Source organism: Streptomyces cylindrosporus, from assembly GCF_022698165.1.
GTDB lineage: Bacteria > Actinomycetota > Actinomycetes > Streptomycetales > Streptomycetaceae > Streptomyces > Streptomyces cylindrosporus.
The window spans coordinates 22,768-39,942 of sequence record NZ_JALDAY010000012.1 but is presented as its reverse complement, the minus strand read 5'-3'; the positions used below and the strand labels follow the sequence as shown (position 1 = coordinate 39,942).

At 71.6% G+C, this 17,175-nt stretch carries 13 protein-coding genes; 8 read left to right on the top strand and 5 right to left on the bottom strand.

Annotation, left to right across the window (positions count from 1 at the left end):
- The first annotated feature begins 30 nt into the window (after positions 1-30).
- A complete protein-coding gene (locus tag MQP27_RS35240) occupies positions 31-1,590 on the top strand; it encodes a hypothetical protein (protein WP_242772862.1) in 1,560 nt (519 codons plus the stop codon).
- Between the two features lie 15 nt (positions 1,591-1,605).
- Here MQP27_RS35240 and MQP27_RS35235 read toward each other — a convergent pair whose 3' ends face one another.
- Positions 1,606-2,019, bottom strand: coding sequence for an organic hydroperoxide resistance protein (locus MQP27_RS35235; RefSeq protein ID WP_133046253.1), 414 nt, complete (start codon positions 2,017-2,019; stop codon positions 1,606-1,608).
- Positions 2,020-2,150: 131 nt separating this feature from the next.
- Here MQP27_RS35235 and MQP27_RS35230 point away from each other — a divergent pair, with 131 nt between their 5' ends.
- Positions 2,151-2,636 carry a MarR family winged helix-turn-helix transcriptional regulator gene (locus MQP27_RS35230; protein ID WP_242772860.1) on the top strand — a complete coding sequence of 162 codons (486 nt, stop codon included), beginning with the start codon at positions 2,151-2,153 and terminating at the stop codon, positions 2,634-2,636.
- Here the strand turns inward: MQP27_RS35230 and MQP27_RS35225 are convergent.
- Complete coding sequence (locus MQP27_RS35225) at positions 2,633-4,183, bottom strand: glycosyltransferase family protein (RefSeq protein WP_242772859.1); 1,551 nt, start codon at positions 4,181-4,183, stop codon at positions 2,633-2,635. The two genes, MQP27_RS35230 and MQP27_RS35225, sit on opposite strands and share 4 nt — an antisense overlap.
- Before the next feature lie 92 nt (positions 4,184-4,275).
- On the opposite strand from MQP27_RS35225, the gene MQP27_RS35220 reads away from it, so the two are divergent.
- From MQP27_RS35220 to MQP27_RS35210, 3 genes are all read left to right on the top strand, one after another.
- Positions 4,276-5,529, top strand: a complete 1,254-nt coding sequence (locus tag MQP27_RS35220; RefSeq protein WP_242772858.1) for a glycosyltransferase family 87 protein — start codon at positions 4,276-4,278, stop codon at positions 5,527-5,529.
- Between the two features lie 86 nt (positions 5,530-5,615).
- Complete coding sequence (gene galE / locus MQP27_RS35215) at positions 5,616-6,596, top strand: UDP-glucose 4-epimerase GalE (RefSeq protein ID WP_242772856.1); 981 nt, start codon at positions 5,616-5,618, stop codon at positions 6,594-6,596.
- A 29-nt stretch (positions 6,597-6,625) separates the two neighbouring features.
- On the top strand, positions 6,626-7,591 hold the full coding sequence (locus tag MQP27_RS35210) for an ADP-ribosylglycohydrolase family protein (RefSeq protein WP_242772854.1): 966 nt from the start codon (positions 6,626-6,628) through the stop codon (positions 7,589-7,591).
- Positions 7,592-7,612: 21 nt separating this feature from the next.
- On the opposite strand, the gene MQP27_RS35205 is transcribed toward MQP27_RS35210, so the two are convergent.
- Both MQP27_RS35205 and MQP27_RS35200 read right to left on the bottom strand, forming a co-directional pair.
- Positions 7,613-8,257: a response regulator transcription factor gene (locus MQP27_RS35205; protein ID WP_242772852.1), complete on the bottom strand. Its 645-nt coding sequence runs from the start codon at positions 8,255-8,257 to the stop codon at positions 7,613-7,615.
- Between the two features lie 75 nt (positions 8,258-8,332).
- The gene (locus MQP27_RS35200) at positions 8,333-8,959 is read right to left on the bottom strand and encodes a TetR/AcrR family transcriptional regulator (protein ID WP_242772849.1); all 627 of its coding nucleotides are present in this window, start codon (positions 8,957-8,959) and stop codon (positions 8,333-8,335) included.
- Positions 8,960-9,248: 289 nt separating this feature from the next.
- On the opposite strand from MQP27_RS35200, the gene MQP27_RS35195 reads away from it, so the two are divergent.
- Both MQP27_RS35195 and MQP27_RS35190 read left to right on the top strand, forming a co-directional pair.
- The gene (locus tag MQP27_RS35195) at positions 9,249-10,166 is read left to right on the top strand and encodes an ABC transporter permease (protein ID WP_242772846.1); all 918 of its coding nucleotides are present in this window, start codon (positions 9,249-9,251) and stop codon (positions 10,164-10,166) included.
- Positions 10,159-11,046 carry an ABC transporter ATP-binding protein gene (locus MQP27_RS35190; RefSeq protein WP_242772843.1) on the top strand — a complete coding sequence of 296 codons (888 nt, stop codon included), beginning with the start codon at positions 10,159-10,161 and terminating at the stop codon, positions 11,044-11,046. Before MQP27_RS35195 ends, MQP27_RS35190 begins: the two co-directional genes overlap by 8 nt.
- An 80-nt stretch (positions 11,047-11,126) precedes the next feature.
- On the opposite strand, the gene MQP27_RS35185 is transcribed toward MQP27_RS35190, so the two are convergent.
- Entirely contained in the window at positions 11,127-16,067 is a 4,941-nt protein-coding gene (locus MQP27_RS35185; protein ID WP_242772840.1) for an NAD-glutamate dehydrogenase, read from the bottom strand.
- A 533-nt stretch (positions 16,068-16,600) separates the two neighbouring features.
- On the opposite strand from MQP27_RS35185, the gene MQP27_RS35180 reads away from it, so the two are divergent.
- Positions 16,601-17,167 (top strand): DJ-1/PfpI family protein, encoded by a 567-nt coding sequence (locus MQP27_RS35180; protein ID WP_242772838.1) that lies wholly within the window; start codon positions 16,601-16,603, stop codon positions 17,165-17,167.
- Positions 17,168-17,175: the final 8 nt, after the last annotated feature.

Sequence of the window (17,175 nt, the reverse complement as noted above, 5' to 3'; positions counted from 1 at the left end):
AAATGACATATCACGACAAAGGGAGAGATTGTGAGCGCCGACGTCCTCGTCCGCCGTATCGTGCACGGTGCTACGGCGTTGCGCGGCGGCGGCACCTGGCGGCCGACGCCGTATCAGTTCTTCGGCTTTCTGTTCTGGCTGGTGATGACGCTGGCCTTCTGGCGGATCCCGCTGTGCTGTGACGCCGGCCAGCACGCGGCGGTGGTCGAACGCCTCAAGGCGAACCTGCTCCACCCGGCCCACTCGATGGCCGACCTGCCGGGCGCGGGCAGCCCCTACTACGGGCCGTACGCCGTCGCGCAGGCCGTCTTCGCGCGGCTGACCGGGCTGTCCGGCTGGGCGGTGCTGCGGCTCGCGGGCCCGCTGCATCTGATCGTCATGCTCACCGGGATCGGCCGGTTCGTACGCACGCTCACGGACCGCCCGTGGGCGCCGGTGCTCGCGCTGCCCTTCATGACGCTGCTGTGGGGCGACGAGCGGATCCTGTGGAGCGGCTACCTGGGGCTGATGTCGATGACGACGAACATCAGCTATCCGTCGTCGTTCGCGATCGGGCTGACGTTCTGGGCCTGGGCACTGACGGCCACGCGCGCGTGCGAGCGCGAACGGGCCGTGCGGTTCGTCGGCCCGAGCGGCCTGGCGGGCTGGTGGGGGTACGCCGGGATCGGCGCCCTGTACGGCCTGATCCTGCTGGTCCATCCGGTGACGGCCGTGTCGGCGGCGGTCGGCGCGGTGGCGGTCGTGGCCGCCCGGCAGCGCGGCTGGCGCCGGCCGGTCGTGGCCCGGTGGGCGGCGGCCGGGCTGGCCGCGCTGGCAACGGCCGCCGTATGGCCGTACTACGACGTCTTCTCGCTCGGCGGCGACACCGCCATGGACTGGATGCACCGGCGGCTGTACGAGCACCTGGCCGGGAACTCCTGGCTGGCCCTCGTCGGGCTGCCCGCGCTGTGGTGGCGGGCCCGGGGCTCGTCCGGACGCGATCCGCTGCTGCTGATGTTCGTGCTGGAGAGCCTGGTGCTGGCGTACGGGTGGGTGAGCGGGCACTACACGTACGCGCGCGTGCTGTGGGCGGTGCTGGTGCCGCTGCAGTTCGCGCTCGCGGTGGAGCTGGCGGCGCCTCGGCCTTGGGGGGCGTTCCGCAAGGCGGTGGGCGCGGTGGCGGCGGTGTGGGCGTGCGTCGGGTTCTGCACGGTGCAGGGCGGGGCCGTGGTGCCGCGGGCGCTGGACCCGGTGGGGCTGGAGCAGCCGCCGCGCTGGCCGACGTACGACTGGGCGGCGCGCTGGGTCCGGCCCGGCGAGGTCGTGCTCACCGACGGCTACACCGCGGCCCACATGATCCCCGGGTACGGGCCGAACCTCGCCGCGCCGATCTGGCCCGACCCGGCCCTGGACGAGGTCCGGCGCCACCGGATGTCCGCCGACGTCCGCGCCTACCTCGCCCCGGACGCGACCCGCGCCGAGCGGGATGCCGTCGTCCGCCGCTACCACGTCCGCTGGCTGCTACTGACGCGGTGGCACCAGGTGCCCGAGGAGGCGGTGGTGGTGGCGTGGAGCCGGCGGACGGGGGAGGTGCTGGCGCGGGTCGGGTGAGCCCGGTCGGCGGTCTTACTCGATGACGAGGTCGACCTCGATGTTGCCGCGGGTGGCGTTGGAGTAGGGGCAGACCTGGTGGGCGGTCTCGACCAGCTTGCGGCCGGTCTCCTGGTCCACCGTGTCCGGGAGTTCGACGCGCAGCGTCACCTTGAGGCCGAAGCCCTCGCCCTGCTTGCCTATGCCGACCTCGGCGGTGACGGCGGCGTCGCTGACGTCGACCTTGGCCTGGCGGCCGACGAGGCCGAGGGCGCTGCCGAAGCAGGCGGCGTAACCGGCGGCGAAGAGCTGCTCCGGGTTCGTGCCCTCGCCGTTGCCGCCCAGCTCCACCGGCGGGGCCAGCTTGACGTCGATCTTGCCGTCGTTGGTGAAGGCGCGACCGTCGCGGCCGTGGGTGGCGGTGGCGACTGCGGTGTAGAGCGCGTCCATGGAAAACCATCCCTCTCGAGTCAAGTCAGTCATGCTCCGGCGGCTCTACCGGCGGCCGCCTCACGACGACAAGTAGAGCACACAATTCAATTGTGCACAACTAAATGGCTCGCAAGAGCTATCCTGGAGGCATGAGTGCGACGCCGACCCCGACACCCTCGACCGACTGGCTCCGCCTGGACCAGCAGATCTGCTTCTCCCTGAACGCCGCCTCACGCGCCTTCGGCGGCCTGTACCGCGGGATCCTCAAGGACCTGGGGCTCACGTATCCCCAGTACCTGGTGATGCTCGTGCTGTGGGAGCACGGCGGGCTGCCGGTCAAGAAGCTGGGCGAACACCTGCGCCTCGACTCCGGCACGCTCTCGCCGCTGCTCAAGCGGCTGGAGGCGGCCGGTCTGGTCCGCCGTGAGCGCAGCGCCCGTGACGAACGCTCGGTGGAGGTCCACCTCACGGAGGAGGGCACGGCCCTGCGGGAGCGCGCGCTGGAGGTGCCGCGGCGCATCGCGGCGGCGACGAGCTTCGACGTGGACGAGATCCGTGCGCTGCGGGCCCGCCTGGACGAGCTGACGGTGGCACTGGACGCGGCGGCTGAGGCGGACGCGGAGGCCGGGGCTTAAGGGGCGCCGGCGCCCGGCAGCGGGCGGCGGACGTACAGCCCGAGGGTGATCCGGCCGCTCGCGAAGTCCTCGACCGGCTTGAAGTGCCGTTCCACGAGCGCGAGTTTGAGGCGTTCGGTGGGGTTGCCCGGGGAGCGGCGGGAGCTCAGGACATAGGCCGGGGCGACGACCCAGACCCGGCGCACGGAGGCAAGCCTGCGCCGCACCTCCCCCGGCGGCGCCTCCAGCCCGCTCAGCGTCCCGGACCGCGCCCCGGACTCCGCGAGCGCCACATCACGGGCCCCCCGGAACCCCCGCGGATACGCCAACGCCCCGACCCGCCAGACCGACGGCAGGAACAGCACGGCGTCACCGGGCCGCGCCTGCCGGGCCACCACGGCGGAGACGGCGGCGAGATTCTCGGGCCGGTGATCGGCGGAACGGTTCTTGAGCTGCAGGGGAAGGCAGACGAGGAAGGCGATCGCGATGACGAGGACGCCGGTGAGGGTGACCGGGTGGGGGTGGGGCAACCGGGGAAATCGGGGGTACGGAAACCTCGGCGCCCTCCGCCACAGGCGCCCCGCCGACGTCACCACCCGGTCCGCCCCCGCCGCCGCCAGCAGCGGCGCCCCCGCGAGGGCGTACAGCACGTACCGGTCGTCGTAGAGCGGCTGGAGTTGGGACGCGAGCATCAGGACGGTCGGGGGCAGTACCAGGAGCGGCAGGGCCACCGACGCCAGTCGCCCCGCCCCGATGCCGACGACCACCAGGGTGACGTACACCCAGAACACCACCCCCGTCCGGCCGACCGCGAAGCATCGTGCGAGGCCCTCGACGTTCGCCCAGCCCGGCGTGCGCAGCCATGCCACCTGCCCCGACTGGGCCTGGGACACCCACACCAGCGGCAGCAGCGCCAGCGCCGCCGCCCCGGCCGCCCGCGCCCAGCCGGCCCACACCGCCCGCGGCACGCGCGCCGCCGCCAAGGTCGCCGCGTGCGCGCAGAGCACCAGGACGGCGAGTTCGTGCAGCAGACAGGTGGCCGCGAGGACACCGCCGTACATCCACCAACGGCGGGGTGCCGGGCGGCTGTCGACGGCCCGCACCAGCAGCAGGGTCGCCCCCGCCGCGCCCGCCGCGACGAGCGCGTAGGACCGCCCCTCCTGGGCGTAGTGGCCGGTCATCGGGGTGATCGCGTACAGCAGGCCGGCCCACAGTCCGACGCGCGGGCGGGCCAGGCGGGTGCCGAGGGCCGCCACCAGGCCCGTCGCCGCCGCGGCCCCGAACACGGACGGCAGCCGCAGGACCACCTCGCCGGGGTGTACGGCCAGCACGGCGTGCATGAGCAGGTAGTACAGGCCGTGCACCGCGTCCACGGTGTGCAGCAGCCGCCAGATCTGCGGCACCGTACGCCGCCCGACCAGGTACGTGACGCTCTCGTCGCCCCACATGCCGCCGCGGTCGAGCCCCCACAGCCCGAGCGCGAACATGACGGCCGTCGGCACCGCCACGGCCACCACCTCGGCACGTACCCGCCTGCGGCCCGGCCGCCCCGCGTCCTCGGTCTCCACACAGCCGATTTTGTGCTGTTAGCAAGCTCTTACCGACGATTGACGGTGTATTAGCGCGCACACGCCATTCGCCCGGCTTACGATCCACCGCGATGAACGCCCTCCGGAACCATCCGCGCCTCGCCCTCGCCGCCGCCTGGCTCGCCACCCGCGCCCTGATGCTCTGGCTGCTCGCGCACGACGCGCTGCCCCGGCTCGGCGACGGCGCGGTCGCCCGGGAGGTGTGGCGGCTGTACCACCACTGGTACGTCGTCCTCGCCCACGGCGGCTTCCCGGCGCACGACCCCCTGTGGCAGTACCCGCCGGGCGCCGGCGCGGTCCTGCTGTCGCCCGCGCTGCTGCCGGGCCTGACGTACTTCCGGGCGTTCGTCGCCCTCACCCTCGTCTGCGACGCGGCGATCACCGTGGCGCTGACCCGCGCGGGCCGGCGTCCCGGCCGCAGCCGGCTCGGCGCCGCCTTCTGGGTCGGCGGTCTCCCGCTCCTCCTGAACGTCCCGCTCGCCCGCTACGACGTGCAGGTCACGGCCCTGGCCGTCATCTCCCTGTTGACGTTGTCGCGCTCCACGCGCGCGTGCGGGGCGTTCGCGGCACTCGGCGCCCTGGTGAAGGTCTGGCCGGTGCTGGTGCTCCTGGGCGTCCCGAGGGGACGCGCGACGCGCTCGGCGTGGGGCTGGGCCGCCGTCACGGGCGCCGGCTCGCTCGCCGTCCTGGCGGCCCTGTTCGCCCACCCCTTCGACTTCCTGCGCCAACAGGGCGGGCGGGGCGTGCAGATCGAGTCCCTGGGCGGCACGGCGCTCGCCTTCGCGACCCACGCCGGCTGGCCGGGGCGGGTCCGCTACCAGTACGGCGCCTTCGAGTTCACGGGACCACACGTGCGTACCGTCGCGCACGCGTGCCTCGCGCTCACGGCGCTCGCCTTCGCGCTGCTGCTCGCGTGGCGGCTGCGGGCCCGGCACCGGACGCCGGCGACCCCGTACGACGCGGCGCTCAGCGCGGTGCTGCTCTTCACCGTCACCAGCCGCGTGATCAGCCCCCAGTACATGATCTGGCTGCTGGGCCTGGCGGCCGTGTGCCTGACCTCGCGGCACACCGCGCAGCGCCCGGTCGCGGTCCTCGTCCTGGCGGCGACCGCGGTCAGCGCGGTCGCGTATCCGGTCCTGTACGGCCAGGTCATGGCCTGCACCTGGACGGGCTGCGCCCTGATGCTCGTACGCAACGGGCTGCTGGCCGCGGCGGCCGTGCTGTCCTTCGCCCGGCTGTGGCGCTCGACCGCGACTGCGCCCACCGTCCGGACACCCCGTGTGTCCCCGGACGCACAGGGAGTGACCCCGGCCGTCCCCGTCTGACAGTCCCGCCTGCTTCACTGTTACCCGGAAGACGGCCCCGACCGTTGCGCGGGAGACGGGCCCACTGACGAAGGGGACGGTCGCACATGACCTGGCTGATCACCGGCGGCGCCGGCTACATCGGGGCGCACGTGGTCCGGGCGATGACCGAGGCGGGCGAGCGGACCGTGGTCTACGACGACCTGTCGACGGGCATCGCCGCGCGCGTGCCGCAGGGCGTGCCGCTGGTGACGGGCTCGACGCTGGACGGCGAGCGGGTGGCACGCGCGCTGGCCGAGCACGAGGTCACCGGGGTCGTGCACCTGGCGGCGAAGAAGCAGGTGGGCGAGTCGGTGGACCTCCCTCTGTACTACTACCGCGAGAACGTGGAGGGCCTGCGGGTCCTGCTGGAAGCGGTGACGGCCGCCTCCGTGCCCTCCTTCGTCTTCTCCTCCTCCGCGGCGGTGTACGGCATGCCGGACGTGGACCTGGTGACGGAGGAGACGCCGTGCGTCCCCATGTCGCCGTACGGCGAGACGAAGCTGGCCGGCGAGTGGCTGGTCCGCGCGACCGGCCGGGCCACGGGCCTGTCCACGGCCTCCCTGCGCTACTTCAACGTGGCGGGCGCGGCGACCCCCGAACTGGCCGACGTGGGCGTCTTCAACCTCATCCCCATGGTGTTCGAGAAACTCACGGAGAACGCCCCGCCGCGCATCTTCGGCGACGACTACGCGACCCCGGACGGCACCTGCGTCCGCGACTACATCCACGTGGTCGACCTGGCGGAGGCCCATGTGGCCGCGGCCCGCGCCCTCCGGTCCGCCCCCGGCCGCGATCTGACCCTCAACATCGGCCGCGGCGAGGGTGTCTCGGTCCGCGAGATGATCGACCGCATCAACGCGATCACCGGCTACGACCGTCCCCCGACGGTCACCCCGCGCCGCCCCGGCGACCCGGCCCGGGTCGTCGCCTCCGCCGACCGTGCGGCCACGGAACTCGCCTGGAAGGCCAAGCACGACGTCCAGGACATGATCGAGTCGGCGTGGGAGGGGTGGGTGCGGCTGCATCCGGAGGCGGCGCGGAGTTGACGCCGACCGGGCTCGCGTAGCCTGCGCGGATGACCGACCGGATCCCTTCCCCGTCCCCTTCCCGCGCCGACCGCGCCCTCGGCACGGTCATCGGCTCTGCCGTCGGTGACGCCTTGGGCGCGCCCTTCGAGTTCGGGCCGGAGGGGGCGTTCTCCGCGCGGTTCCCTGCGCCGGGCGGGGGCGGCGAGATGTGCGGTGGCGGCGGGTGGGACCCCGGCGAGGCGACCGACGACACGCAGATGGCGGTGCTGGTCGGCGAGTCGCTGCTGGCGCACGGCGGCCTCGAACCCGCCGACGTCTTCGCCCGGTTCCGGCGCTGGGCCGCGGCCGAGCCGAAGGACATCGGCCTGCAGACCGAGGCGGTCCTGACCAGCGGCGACCCTTGGGACCTGGCGGCGGCCGTGCACTTCCGGACCAGCCAACGGGCCGCCGGGAACGGCGCGTTGATGCGGGCGGCGACCTCCGCCGTGTTCTTCGCGCGCTCGGGCCGGGAGGCGACGATGGACGCGGCCCGCCGTATCGCCGCCCTCACCCATGGGGACCGGGCGGCCTGGGAAGGGACCGCGGTCTTCCACGAGTTGGTGCGGGTCGCCCTGGACGGGGGCGATCCGCTCACCGCCGTACCGGACACGCTCGCGGTGGTGCACGCCGAGCACCGCGAGCGGTACGCGCGCGTGCTCGCGTCGGACTGGCATCCCGACCTGGCGACGGAGTTCAACGGTGCGGTGTGGCCGTGTCTTGCCTCCGCCGTCTGGGCGCTGCGCACGACTTCCTCGTACGAGGCCGCCGTACGCGCCGCCGTCGACCTCGGCGGGGACACGGACACCGTCGCGGCCGTGACCGGCGGGCTCGCGGGTGCCGTGTACGGCGTCGGGGCCGTTCCCGAGCGCTGGACCACCGCGCTGCACGTGCCCCTGCCGGGCTTCGGTGAACGGGTGCTCCGCGTGGGCGAGTTGGCGGTACTCGCCGGGCGGCTGGACGATCAGGGGGCCTGAAGTCCCGGTTCCTCGGCCGGGCTACTGGTTGTTCAGGTACGTCAGCACGGCCAGCACCCGGCGGTGCCCGCTGTCGCTCGGCGGCAGGCCCAGCTTCAGGAAGACGTTGCCGATGTGCTTGTGCACCGCGCGTTCCGTGACGACGAGCGTCTCGGCGATGGTCGCGTTGTCGTGCCCCTCGGCCATCAACTTCAGCACCTCGCGCTCGCGCGGGGTGAGAGAGTCGAGGGGCGAGTCCTTGCGGCGGGTGAGGAGTTCGGTGACGACCTCGGGGTCGAGGGCCGTACCGCCGGAGGCGACCCGCTCCAGCGCGTCCAGGAACTCGTCCACGCGGCCCACGCGGTCCTTGAGGAGGTAGCCGAGCCCGTTCGCCCCGCCGGTCAGCAGCTCGGCGGCGTACGACTCCTCGACGTACTGGGACAGGACCAGCACCGGCAGCCCGGGGATCTCCTTGCGCGCCTCCAGCGCCGCCCGCAGCCCCTCGTCCCGGAAGTTCGGCGGCATCCGCACATCGAGCACGGCGGCGTCGGGGCGGTGCTCCAGCAGCGCGGGCAGGGTCTCGGGACCGGTGCCGGCGACGGCCACCACCTCGTGCCCGGCCGACGTCAGCAGCAGGACCAGGCCCTCCCGCAGCAGGGCGTTGTCCTCGGCGATCACGACTCTCACGGCTGTTCCGTCTCAACTCCGGTCACCGAACGGCGACCCTCCTGTGGCCACCGGCGGCCGGGGACCGCAGCATACTCACAACGCCTTCACGGCCTCCGCGGTGGCCCGGGCCAGCGCCCCGAGATAGCCCTTCGGCAGCTTCGGGCTGCGGATCACCACGGAACGCCAGTACAGGGGGCCCGAGATCAGGTCGAGGGCCAGCTCGTCGTCGAAGCCCTCGCGGATCTCGCCGCGCTGCTCGGCCGCCACCAGGATCTTGCTGGCGACGCCCTCCTGCCCCTCCCGCAGCGTCTTCTGCATGGCCTCGGCGATCTCGGGGTTGCGGGCCGCCTCGGCCTGCAGGTCCGGGATGATCTGCGAGGCCACCGGGTGCCGCAGCGCCCGGGAGGTCACCTCGTACAGCAGCCGCAGGTCGCCCTCCAGGGAGCCCGTGTCGGGCGTCGGCAGGCCCATCACGGCGATGGCCGAGACGACGTCGAGGACGAGGTGCAGCTTGGACTTCCAGCGGCGGTAGACCGCGGTCTTGCCGACGCCCGCGCGGCGCGCGATCCCCTCGATGGACATCCGCGCGTAGCCGACGGCCGCGAGTTCCTCGAAGACGGCCGCGCGAATGGCTTCGGTCACATCCTCGCGGAGAACGGCCGCTCCGGCGGGAGTACGGCGGCGCGGACGCGTCTGGGACTCCTCGGCGTTCGTCGTCATGCGGTCCAGCATAGGGCGTTGCGACGAAACGGTTGCGTCCTGACGCGGCAGGCGTTGCGACGAAACGGTGTCGTCCCGACGCGGCCCCGGCGGGCCGCCGGGGACAAACGCGTTACGACGAAACGGTTGCGTTCCGACGCCGACTGGGCCTACGCTCACGTTGCGACGATACGGTCCCGTCCCGACGTAAGAGAACGTGAAGAGAAGCGTAAGGAAACGTGGGGCAACGGACCGGCCGGCCGACGGGCCGGACGCCCGCACCCCCCTCCCCCGAGCGAAAGCAGCGGATGTGAGCCAGGTCCTCCACACACCGCCCCCGACGCCGGCCCCGGCCGACGACGATCTCGCGGCGCTGGCCGCCCGGCACGGCCTCTCGGTCAGCGGCGCGCGCCCCTCCCTGCCGGAGTACGTCCGTCAGCTGTGGGCCCGCCGCCACTTCATCAGCGCCTTCGCCACCGCCAAGCTCACCTCCCAGTACAGCCAGGCGAAGCTCGGCCAGGTCTGGCAGGTCATGACGCCGCTGCTGAACGCCGCGGTGTACTACTTCATCTTCGGCGTACTGCTGGACACCAAGCGGAACGTACCGGACTACATCCCGTTCCTTGTTACGGGCGTTTTCATCTGGACGTTCACGCAGAGCTCGATCATGTCGGGCACGCGCGCCATCTCCGGCAACCTCGGCCTGGTCCGCGCCCTGCACTTCCCGCGGGCCGCGCTGCCGATCTCGTTCGCCCTCCAGCAGCTCCAGCAGCTGCTGTTCTCGATGTGCGCGCTGGTCGTCATCCTGCTCTGCTTCGGCGTGCCGGTCGCGGCCTCCTGGGTGCTGGCGGTCCCGGCGCTGATCCTGCAGTTCACCTTCAACGCCGGCGTGGCGATGATCATGGCCCGGCTGGGCGCCAAGACCCCGGACATCGCGCAGCTGATGCCGTTCGTGCTGCGCACCTGGATGTACATCTCCGGCGTCATGTGGAGCATCGAGCGGCTGACCGGCCAGCACAAGGGCCTGCCGAGCTGGGTGGCTCCCGTCCTCAAGGCCAACCCGCCCGCCGTCTACATCGACCTGATGCGCTACTCCCTGATCGACAGCTTCAAGGCCAGCCAGCTGCCGCCCCATGTGTGGGCGCTCGCGACGGGCTGGGCGCTGGTCGCCGGAGTCGTCGGCTTCATCTACTTCTGGAAGGCTGAGGAGACGTACGGCCGTGGCTGAGAACACCTTCGAGATCAACGACCGCGTCCCCGCCGGCCGCACGCCCGCCGAGCGGATCCCCACCGTCGTCGTCGACGGCGTCGACATCGTCTACCGGGTCAACGGCACCGGCGCCGGCAAGGGCTCCGCGACCGCCGCGCTCAACCGCATGCTGCGCCGCAAGCAGGCCGAGAAGGCGGCCGGCGTGCGCAAGGTGCACGCCGTCAAGAACGTCTCCTTCGTCGCGTACAAGGGCGAGGCCATCGGCCTGATCGGCACCAACGGTTCCGGCAAGTCGACCCTGCTCAAGGCGATCGCGGGCCTGCTCCCGGTGGAGAACGGCCGGATCTTCACCGACGGCCAGCCCTCCCTGCTCGGCGTCAACGCGGCCCTGATGAACGACCTGACCGGCGAGCGCAACGTCTACCTCGGCGGCCTCGCCATGGGCATGTCCCGCGAGCAGGTCAAGGACCGCTACCAGGACATCGTCGACTTCTCCGGCATCAACGAGAAGGGCGACTTCATCACCCTCCCGATGCGGACGTACTCCTCCGGCATGGCCGCCCGGCTGCGCTTCTCCATCGCCGCCGCCAAGGACCACGACGTCCTGCTCATCGACGAGGCCCTGGCCACCGGTGACGCGGCCTTCCGCATCCGGTCCGAGGAGCGGATCCGCGCGCTGCGCGAGCAGGCGGGCACGGTGTTCCTGGTCAGCCACAGCGCCAAGTCCATCCGCGACACCTGCGACCGCGTGCTGTGGCTGGAGCGTGGCGAGCTGCGCATGGACGGGCCGACCGAGGAGGTCATGGAGCAGTACGAGGCCTTCACCGGGGACAAGGGCAACAAGCCGAAGCCCAAGGCCAAGCCGAAGCCGAAGCCGACGACCGCCGTGCCGGCCTAGGCTCCCGCACACGAAGAGGGCGCCCCCTGCTGTCCGGGGGCGCCCTCTTCGTCGTACCGCCTACGAGAAGCTCGTACCGCCTACGAGTGCTGGCGCAGCAGCGTGCGCATGGTCCGCATCGCCACCGACAGGTTGGCGAGGTCGAACGTCTCCGAGCCCTGGATCTCGTCCAGGGTCGTGCGCGCCCGGCCCAGGATCGCCGCGTTCTTCTCGTTCCACGCCTTGAAGCGCTGCTCGGGCGTCGAGGTGCCGTTGCCGACGGCCAGGACGTCCGAGGTCAGCGCCGCGTGGGCGGCGTACAGGTCCTCGCGGATGGAGGCGCGGGCCATGGACTGCCAGCGGTCCGCGCGGGGCAGCTCGATGATGCGGTCCATGAGCTGGGTGATGTGCAGCCGGTCGGCGAGGTCGTAGTAGACCTCGGCGACGTCCAGCGGCTCCTTGCCCATGCGGTCGGCGATCGAGACGATGTCGAGCGCCGGGAAGGCGGAGGAGAACCCGGCCACGCGCGTGGCGAGTTCGTCCGGCACGCCGGCCCCCGTCAGCTCGTCGTAGATCTGCTGCCACCACTCCAGGTCCGCGCCGCGCAGCAGCTTGGTCAGCTGCGACCAGACCTGCTCGACGCGCTCGGCGAAGAAGTCGACGGTCTCGGCGAGCTGGAGCGGCTGCGGCCGGTTGTTGAGCAGCCAGCGCGTGCCGCGCTCGACGAGCCGGCGCGAGTGCAGCCGGATCCGGGTCTGTACGGCGGCCTCGACCTGGTTGTCGAGGGCCTCCACCGCGTCCCACACCGGCGCCGAGCTGAAGATCGCGCGGGCCGCGGTCTGCGCCCGCACGATCTCCTCCAGGGACGCGCCCGTCTCCTCGCGCAGTCGGTGCAGATACGTCGTACCACCCGTGTTGACCGTGTCGTTGACCAGCACGGTCGTCACGATCTCGCGACGCAACGGGTGGTTGTCCATGTACTGCGGGAACTGCTCGCGCAGAGCCGTCGGGAAGTAGGCGTGCAGCAGACCACGCAGGTACGGGTCGTCCGGCAGCGAGGTGTGCAGCAGCTCGTCGGCGACCGTGATCTTCGTGTACGCCAGCAGCACGGCCGTCTCCGGGCCGGTCAGGCCCTGGCCCTGAGCGAGGCGTTCGCGGATCTGGCGGTCGGTCGGCAGGAACTCCAGGGCCCGGTCGAGATGGCCCTCGCGGACCAGGTGGCGCATGAAGCGCTGCTGGGCGTGGAGCATGTCCTTGGACTGGGTGAGCGCGTTGGCGATCGCCGTGTTCTGCGCGTAGTTGTTGCGCAGGACCAGGTGGCCGACCTCGTCGGTCATCTCGGCGAGCACCTTGTTGCGCTGCTTGACGGTCAGGTCGCCGTCCGCGACCAGGCCGTTGAGCAGGATCTTGATGTTCACCTCGTGGTCGGAGGTGTCCACGCCCGCGCTGTTGTCGATGGCGTCCGTGTTGATCTTGCCGCCGTGCAGCGCGAACTCGATCCGGCCGAGCTGGGTCAGGCCCAGGTTGCCGCCCTCGCCGACGACCCGTACCCGCAGGTCGGCGCCGTCGACGCGGATCGGGTCGTTGGCCTTGTCGCCGACGTCCGCGTGGGACTCGGTGGAGGCCTTGACGTACGTACCGATGCCGCCGTTCCACAGCAGGTCCACCGGCGCCTGCAGAATCGCCTTCATCAGGTCGGCCGGGGTCATCTTGGCGACCTTGCCCTCGATGCCGAGGGCCTCGCGGATCTGCGGGTTGAGCTGGATGGCCTTGGCGGTACGCGGGAACACGCCGCCGCCGGCCGAGATCAGCTCGGTGTCGTAGTCGGCCCAGCTGGAGCGCGGGAGGTCGAAGATGCGGCGGCGCTCGGCGTAGGAGGTGGCCGCGTCCGGGTTCGGGTCGATGAAGATGTGCCGGTGGTCGAAGGCGGCGACCAGGCGGATGTGCTCGCTCAGCAGCATGCCGTTGCCGAACACGTCACCCGACATGTCACCGATGCCGACGACCGTGAAGTCCTCGCTCTGCGTGTCCACGCCCAGCTCGCGGAAGTGCCGCTTGACGGACTCCCAGGCGCCGCGCGCGGTGATGCCCATGCCCTTGTGGTCGTAACCGGCCGAGCCACCGGAGGCGAAGGCGTCGCCGAGCCAGAAGTTGTACGACTCCGCGACCCCGTTGGCGATGTCGGAGAAGGTCGCGGTGCCCTTGTCGGCCGCGACCACCAGGTAGGTGTCGTCCTCGTCGTGCCGCACGACGTCGGCCGGGGGCACGACCTCGCCGGCCACCATGTTGTCGGTGATGTCGAGCAGGGCCGAGATGAACATCTTGTAGCTGGCGATGCCCTCGGCCAGCCACGCGTCCCGGTCCACGCTCGGGTCGGGCAGCTGCTTGGCGACGAAGCCGCCCTTGGCGCCGACCGGCACGATGACGGTGTTCTTCACCATCTGCGCCTTGACCAGGCCGAGGATCTCGGTCCGGAAGTCCTCACGCCGGTCGGACCAGCGCAGACCTCCGCGCGCGACCTTGCCGAAGCGCAGGTGCACGCCCTCGACGCGCGGCGAGTACACCCAGATCTCGTACGCCGGGCGCGGCGCCGGCAGGTCCGGGATGGCCTGCGGGTCGAACTTCATGGAGACGTACTCGTGCGGCTTGCCGCCCGCCGCCTCCTGGAAGAAGTTCGTACGGAGCGTCGCCTTGATGACGGTCAGGAAGGACCGCAGGATGCGGTCCTCGTCGAGGCTCGCCACCTGGTCGAGGGCCGCGTCGACCTCTTCGAGGAGGGCGTCGACGATCTCGTGGCCCGCGCGCTGGCGGTCCGGCGACATCCGCGCCTCGAACAGGGAGACGAGCAGCCGGGTGGTGTGGACGTTGTTGCGGAGGGTGTCCTCCATGTAGTCCTGCGAGAAGGTGGAACCCGCCTGCCGCAGGTACTTGGCGTACGCGCGCAGCACCATCGCCTGACGCCAGGTCAGCCCGGCGCTGAGCACGAGGGCGTTGAAGCCGTCGTTCTCCGCCCTGCCGGTCCAGGTCGCGGCGAAGGCCTCCTGGAAGCGCTCACGGGCGTCGTCGCCGAGGTAGTCCCCGGTGCCGTTCTGCGACTTGGGCAGACGCAGCCCGAAGTCGTAGATCCAGGCCGTCGTACGGTCCGAGCAGCGCAGTTCGTACGGCCGCTCGTCCGTCACCTCGACGCCGAGCCTGCTGAGGGCCGGCAGCACGGCCGACAGGGAGACGGCCTCGCCCTTGCGGTAGATCTTGAAGCGGCGCTCCTCGGGGGCCGTGCCCACCGGCTCGTAGAGGCTGAGGGCGAAGTTCCGCTCCTCGGTGAGCGCCTCCAGGTGGACGAGGTCGGCGACCGCGGCGCGCGGGGTGTGGTCGGCCTTGTAGCCCTCGGGGAAGCTGTTGTTGTAGCGGCGCAGCAGCTCGGCGGCGCGCTCCTCGCCGCACTCGGCGTTCAGCGCCTCCGCGAAGCCGTCGGCCCAGGAGCGGGCGGCCTCGACCAGGCGGGCCTCGATGCGCTCCTTGTCGGCGTCGGACAGCTCGGGCAGCTCGGTGCCCTGCGGGACCCGGACCACGAAGTGCAGCCGGGAGAGGATCGACTCGGTGTTCCAGGCGGTGAAGTCGACGCTGGTGCCGCCGAGTTCCTCCTTGAGGATGTCGATGATCCTGAGGCGGACGCCGGTGGTGTAGCGGTCGCGCGGGAGGTAGACGAGGGCCGAGTAGTAGCGGCCGTACTCGTCCTGGCGCAGGTAGAGCCTGAGCCGCCTGCGCTCCTGGAGGTAGAGGACCGAGGTGGCGATGGTCTCCAGCTCCGCGGCCGGCGTCTGGAAGAGCTCGTCGCGCGGGTACGTCTCCAGGATCTGCAGCAGGTCGCGCCCGTCGTGGCTGTTGGGCGAGAACCCGGCGCGCTCCAGGACCTCGTCGACCTTGCGGCGGATGACGGGGACCCGGCGCACGGACTCGGTGTAGGCGGCGGAGGAGAACAGGCCGAGGAAGCGGCGCTCGCCGACGACGTTGCCGTCCGCGTCGAACTTCTTGACGCCGATGTAGTCCAGATACGACGGCCGGTGCACGGTGGCACGGCTGTTGGCCTTGGTCAGGACCAGGAGCTTGTGCTCGCGGGCCTTGGCGCGGGCGTCGGCGGGCAGCCGCTCGAAGGACGGGCTGACCGGGTGGCCCTCCTCCTCGGAGTGCTGCGGGTCGGAGCGCAGGATGCCGAGGCCGGTGCCGGGGACGGCGCCCAGGGAGTCGTCCTCGCGCAGCTGGTACTCGCGGTAGCCGAGGAAGGTGAAGTGGTCGGCGGCCAGCCAGCGCAGCAGCTCACGGGCCTCCTCCACGTCCTGCTCGCGCAGGTCGGAGGCGATGGGCTCGGTGGGCAGCTCGTCGGCCATGCGCAGCGCCGCGTCCCGCATCTTGTCCCAGTCCTCGACGGCCTCACGGACGTCGGACAGGACGCGCAGCAGCTCGGCGGTGATCTGCTTGAGGTCGCCGCGGTCGGTCTCGCGGTCGATCTCGACGTGGATCCAGGACTCGGTGTGCGCGTCGTGCGGCCGCTCGCCGCCGGGCTGCGCGGTGAGCACCTCGATCAGCTTGCCGGTGACGTCCCGGCGCACGACGATCTGCGGGTGGATGACGACGTGGATGCCGCGTCCCTGCCGGGTCAGCTCGTTGGTGACGGAGTCGACGAGAAAGGGCATGTCGTCGGTGACGACCTCGACGACCGAGTGGCTGCACGTCCACCCGTTCTCCTCCACGGTGGGCGTGTGCACCCGCACGTTGGCCGTACCCTGCGGGCGGTTCTCGGCCAGCCGGTAGTGGGAGAAGGCGGCTCCGAAGATGTCGACCGGGTCCCGGTCGGCGAGGTCCTCCGGGGCGGTGTGCAGGTAGTAGCGCTGGAGGAACGCGAGCACGGTCTCACTGTCCGGGGTGACCGGCGTGCCCTCGTCCGTCGTCCCGGTCGGTAGGTGCCCCCCGACCGGGCTGTTCTCAGCTACCCGAGCGGCCCTCTCCAGCAGCTCGGCCTTGGCTTCGTCCAGCTTGGTCTGCATTGTCCTCTGGCTCCTGTCGCGCGCCGTTGCGTGACGTAGAAGGAAGTACGGTCTCTTCCCCTGCGGCTCTTCGCCACGGCCCGGGTTCTCCGGTCTGCTCAGACGCTATGCCGCAAGGTCGGATGAGCGGGAAGATATGAGCCATTTTTGAGCCCGCCGGGGAGTGTGACGCTGCTCTCTGCGGCGCTCCCGACCGGCTGCTGTCCGGCATCCCGGGGGCCTTGCGGGCCCCCTCTCGCCCGCGAGGACCAGCGACCGCCGCCCGGTCACGGAGATGATCCGTGCTCACCGGGCGCAGGGCAGGGGCAACAGTGCCCCCGCGAACTATCGCGCTGATCACGCCACCAAGGCTATCGCCCCCCACAGGGGGCCCGTCATGAGCCGTATGTGTACAAAACCGGGGGTGGAACTTTGACGTTCTGCACAGGGGCGAGGGGTGTGGGGGTGTGCGGTACGCCGAGCGGCACGCGCGGTACGCATCGGTCGCCGCGCGCCCTCTTGGCCAGGCCGTCCGCCGGAGGCACGTTGCCGACATGACAGCCAAAATCCTGATCGTCACCGGAGACGCGGCGGAGTCGCTGGAGGTCCTCTACCCCTACCAGCGCCTGCGCGAGGAGGGCTACGAGGTCCACATCGCGGCCCCCGCCCGCAAGAAGCTGCGGTTCGTCGTCCACGACTTCGAACCCGGCTTCGACACGTACACCGAGAAGCCCGGCTACACCTGGCCCGCCGACCTGGCCTTCGCGGAGGTCGATCCCGGCGAGTACGCCGCGATCGTCATCCCCGGCGGCCGGGCCCCCGAGTACCTGCGCAACGACCCCGAACTCCGCAAGATCCTCAAGTCCTTCTTCGACGCCGACAAGCCGGTCGCCCAGATCTGCCACGGGCCCCTGCTCACCGCCGCGGTCGACGGCCTGCGCGGCCGGAGGGTCACGGCGTACCCCGCACTGGAGCCCGACATGCAGTCGGCCGGCGCCACCTTCCAGGACGCGGAGGCGGTGGTCGACGGCACCCTGGTCTCGTCCCGGGCGTGGCCGGACCATTCGGCGTGGATGCGGGAGTTCCTGACGGTGCTGCGAGCGAAGGCGCCGGTCACCTAGTCACTCGG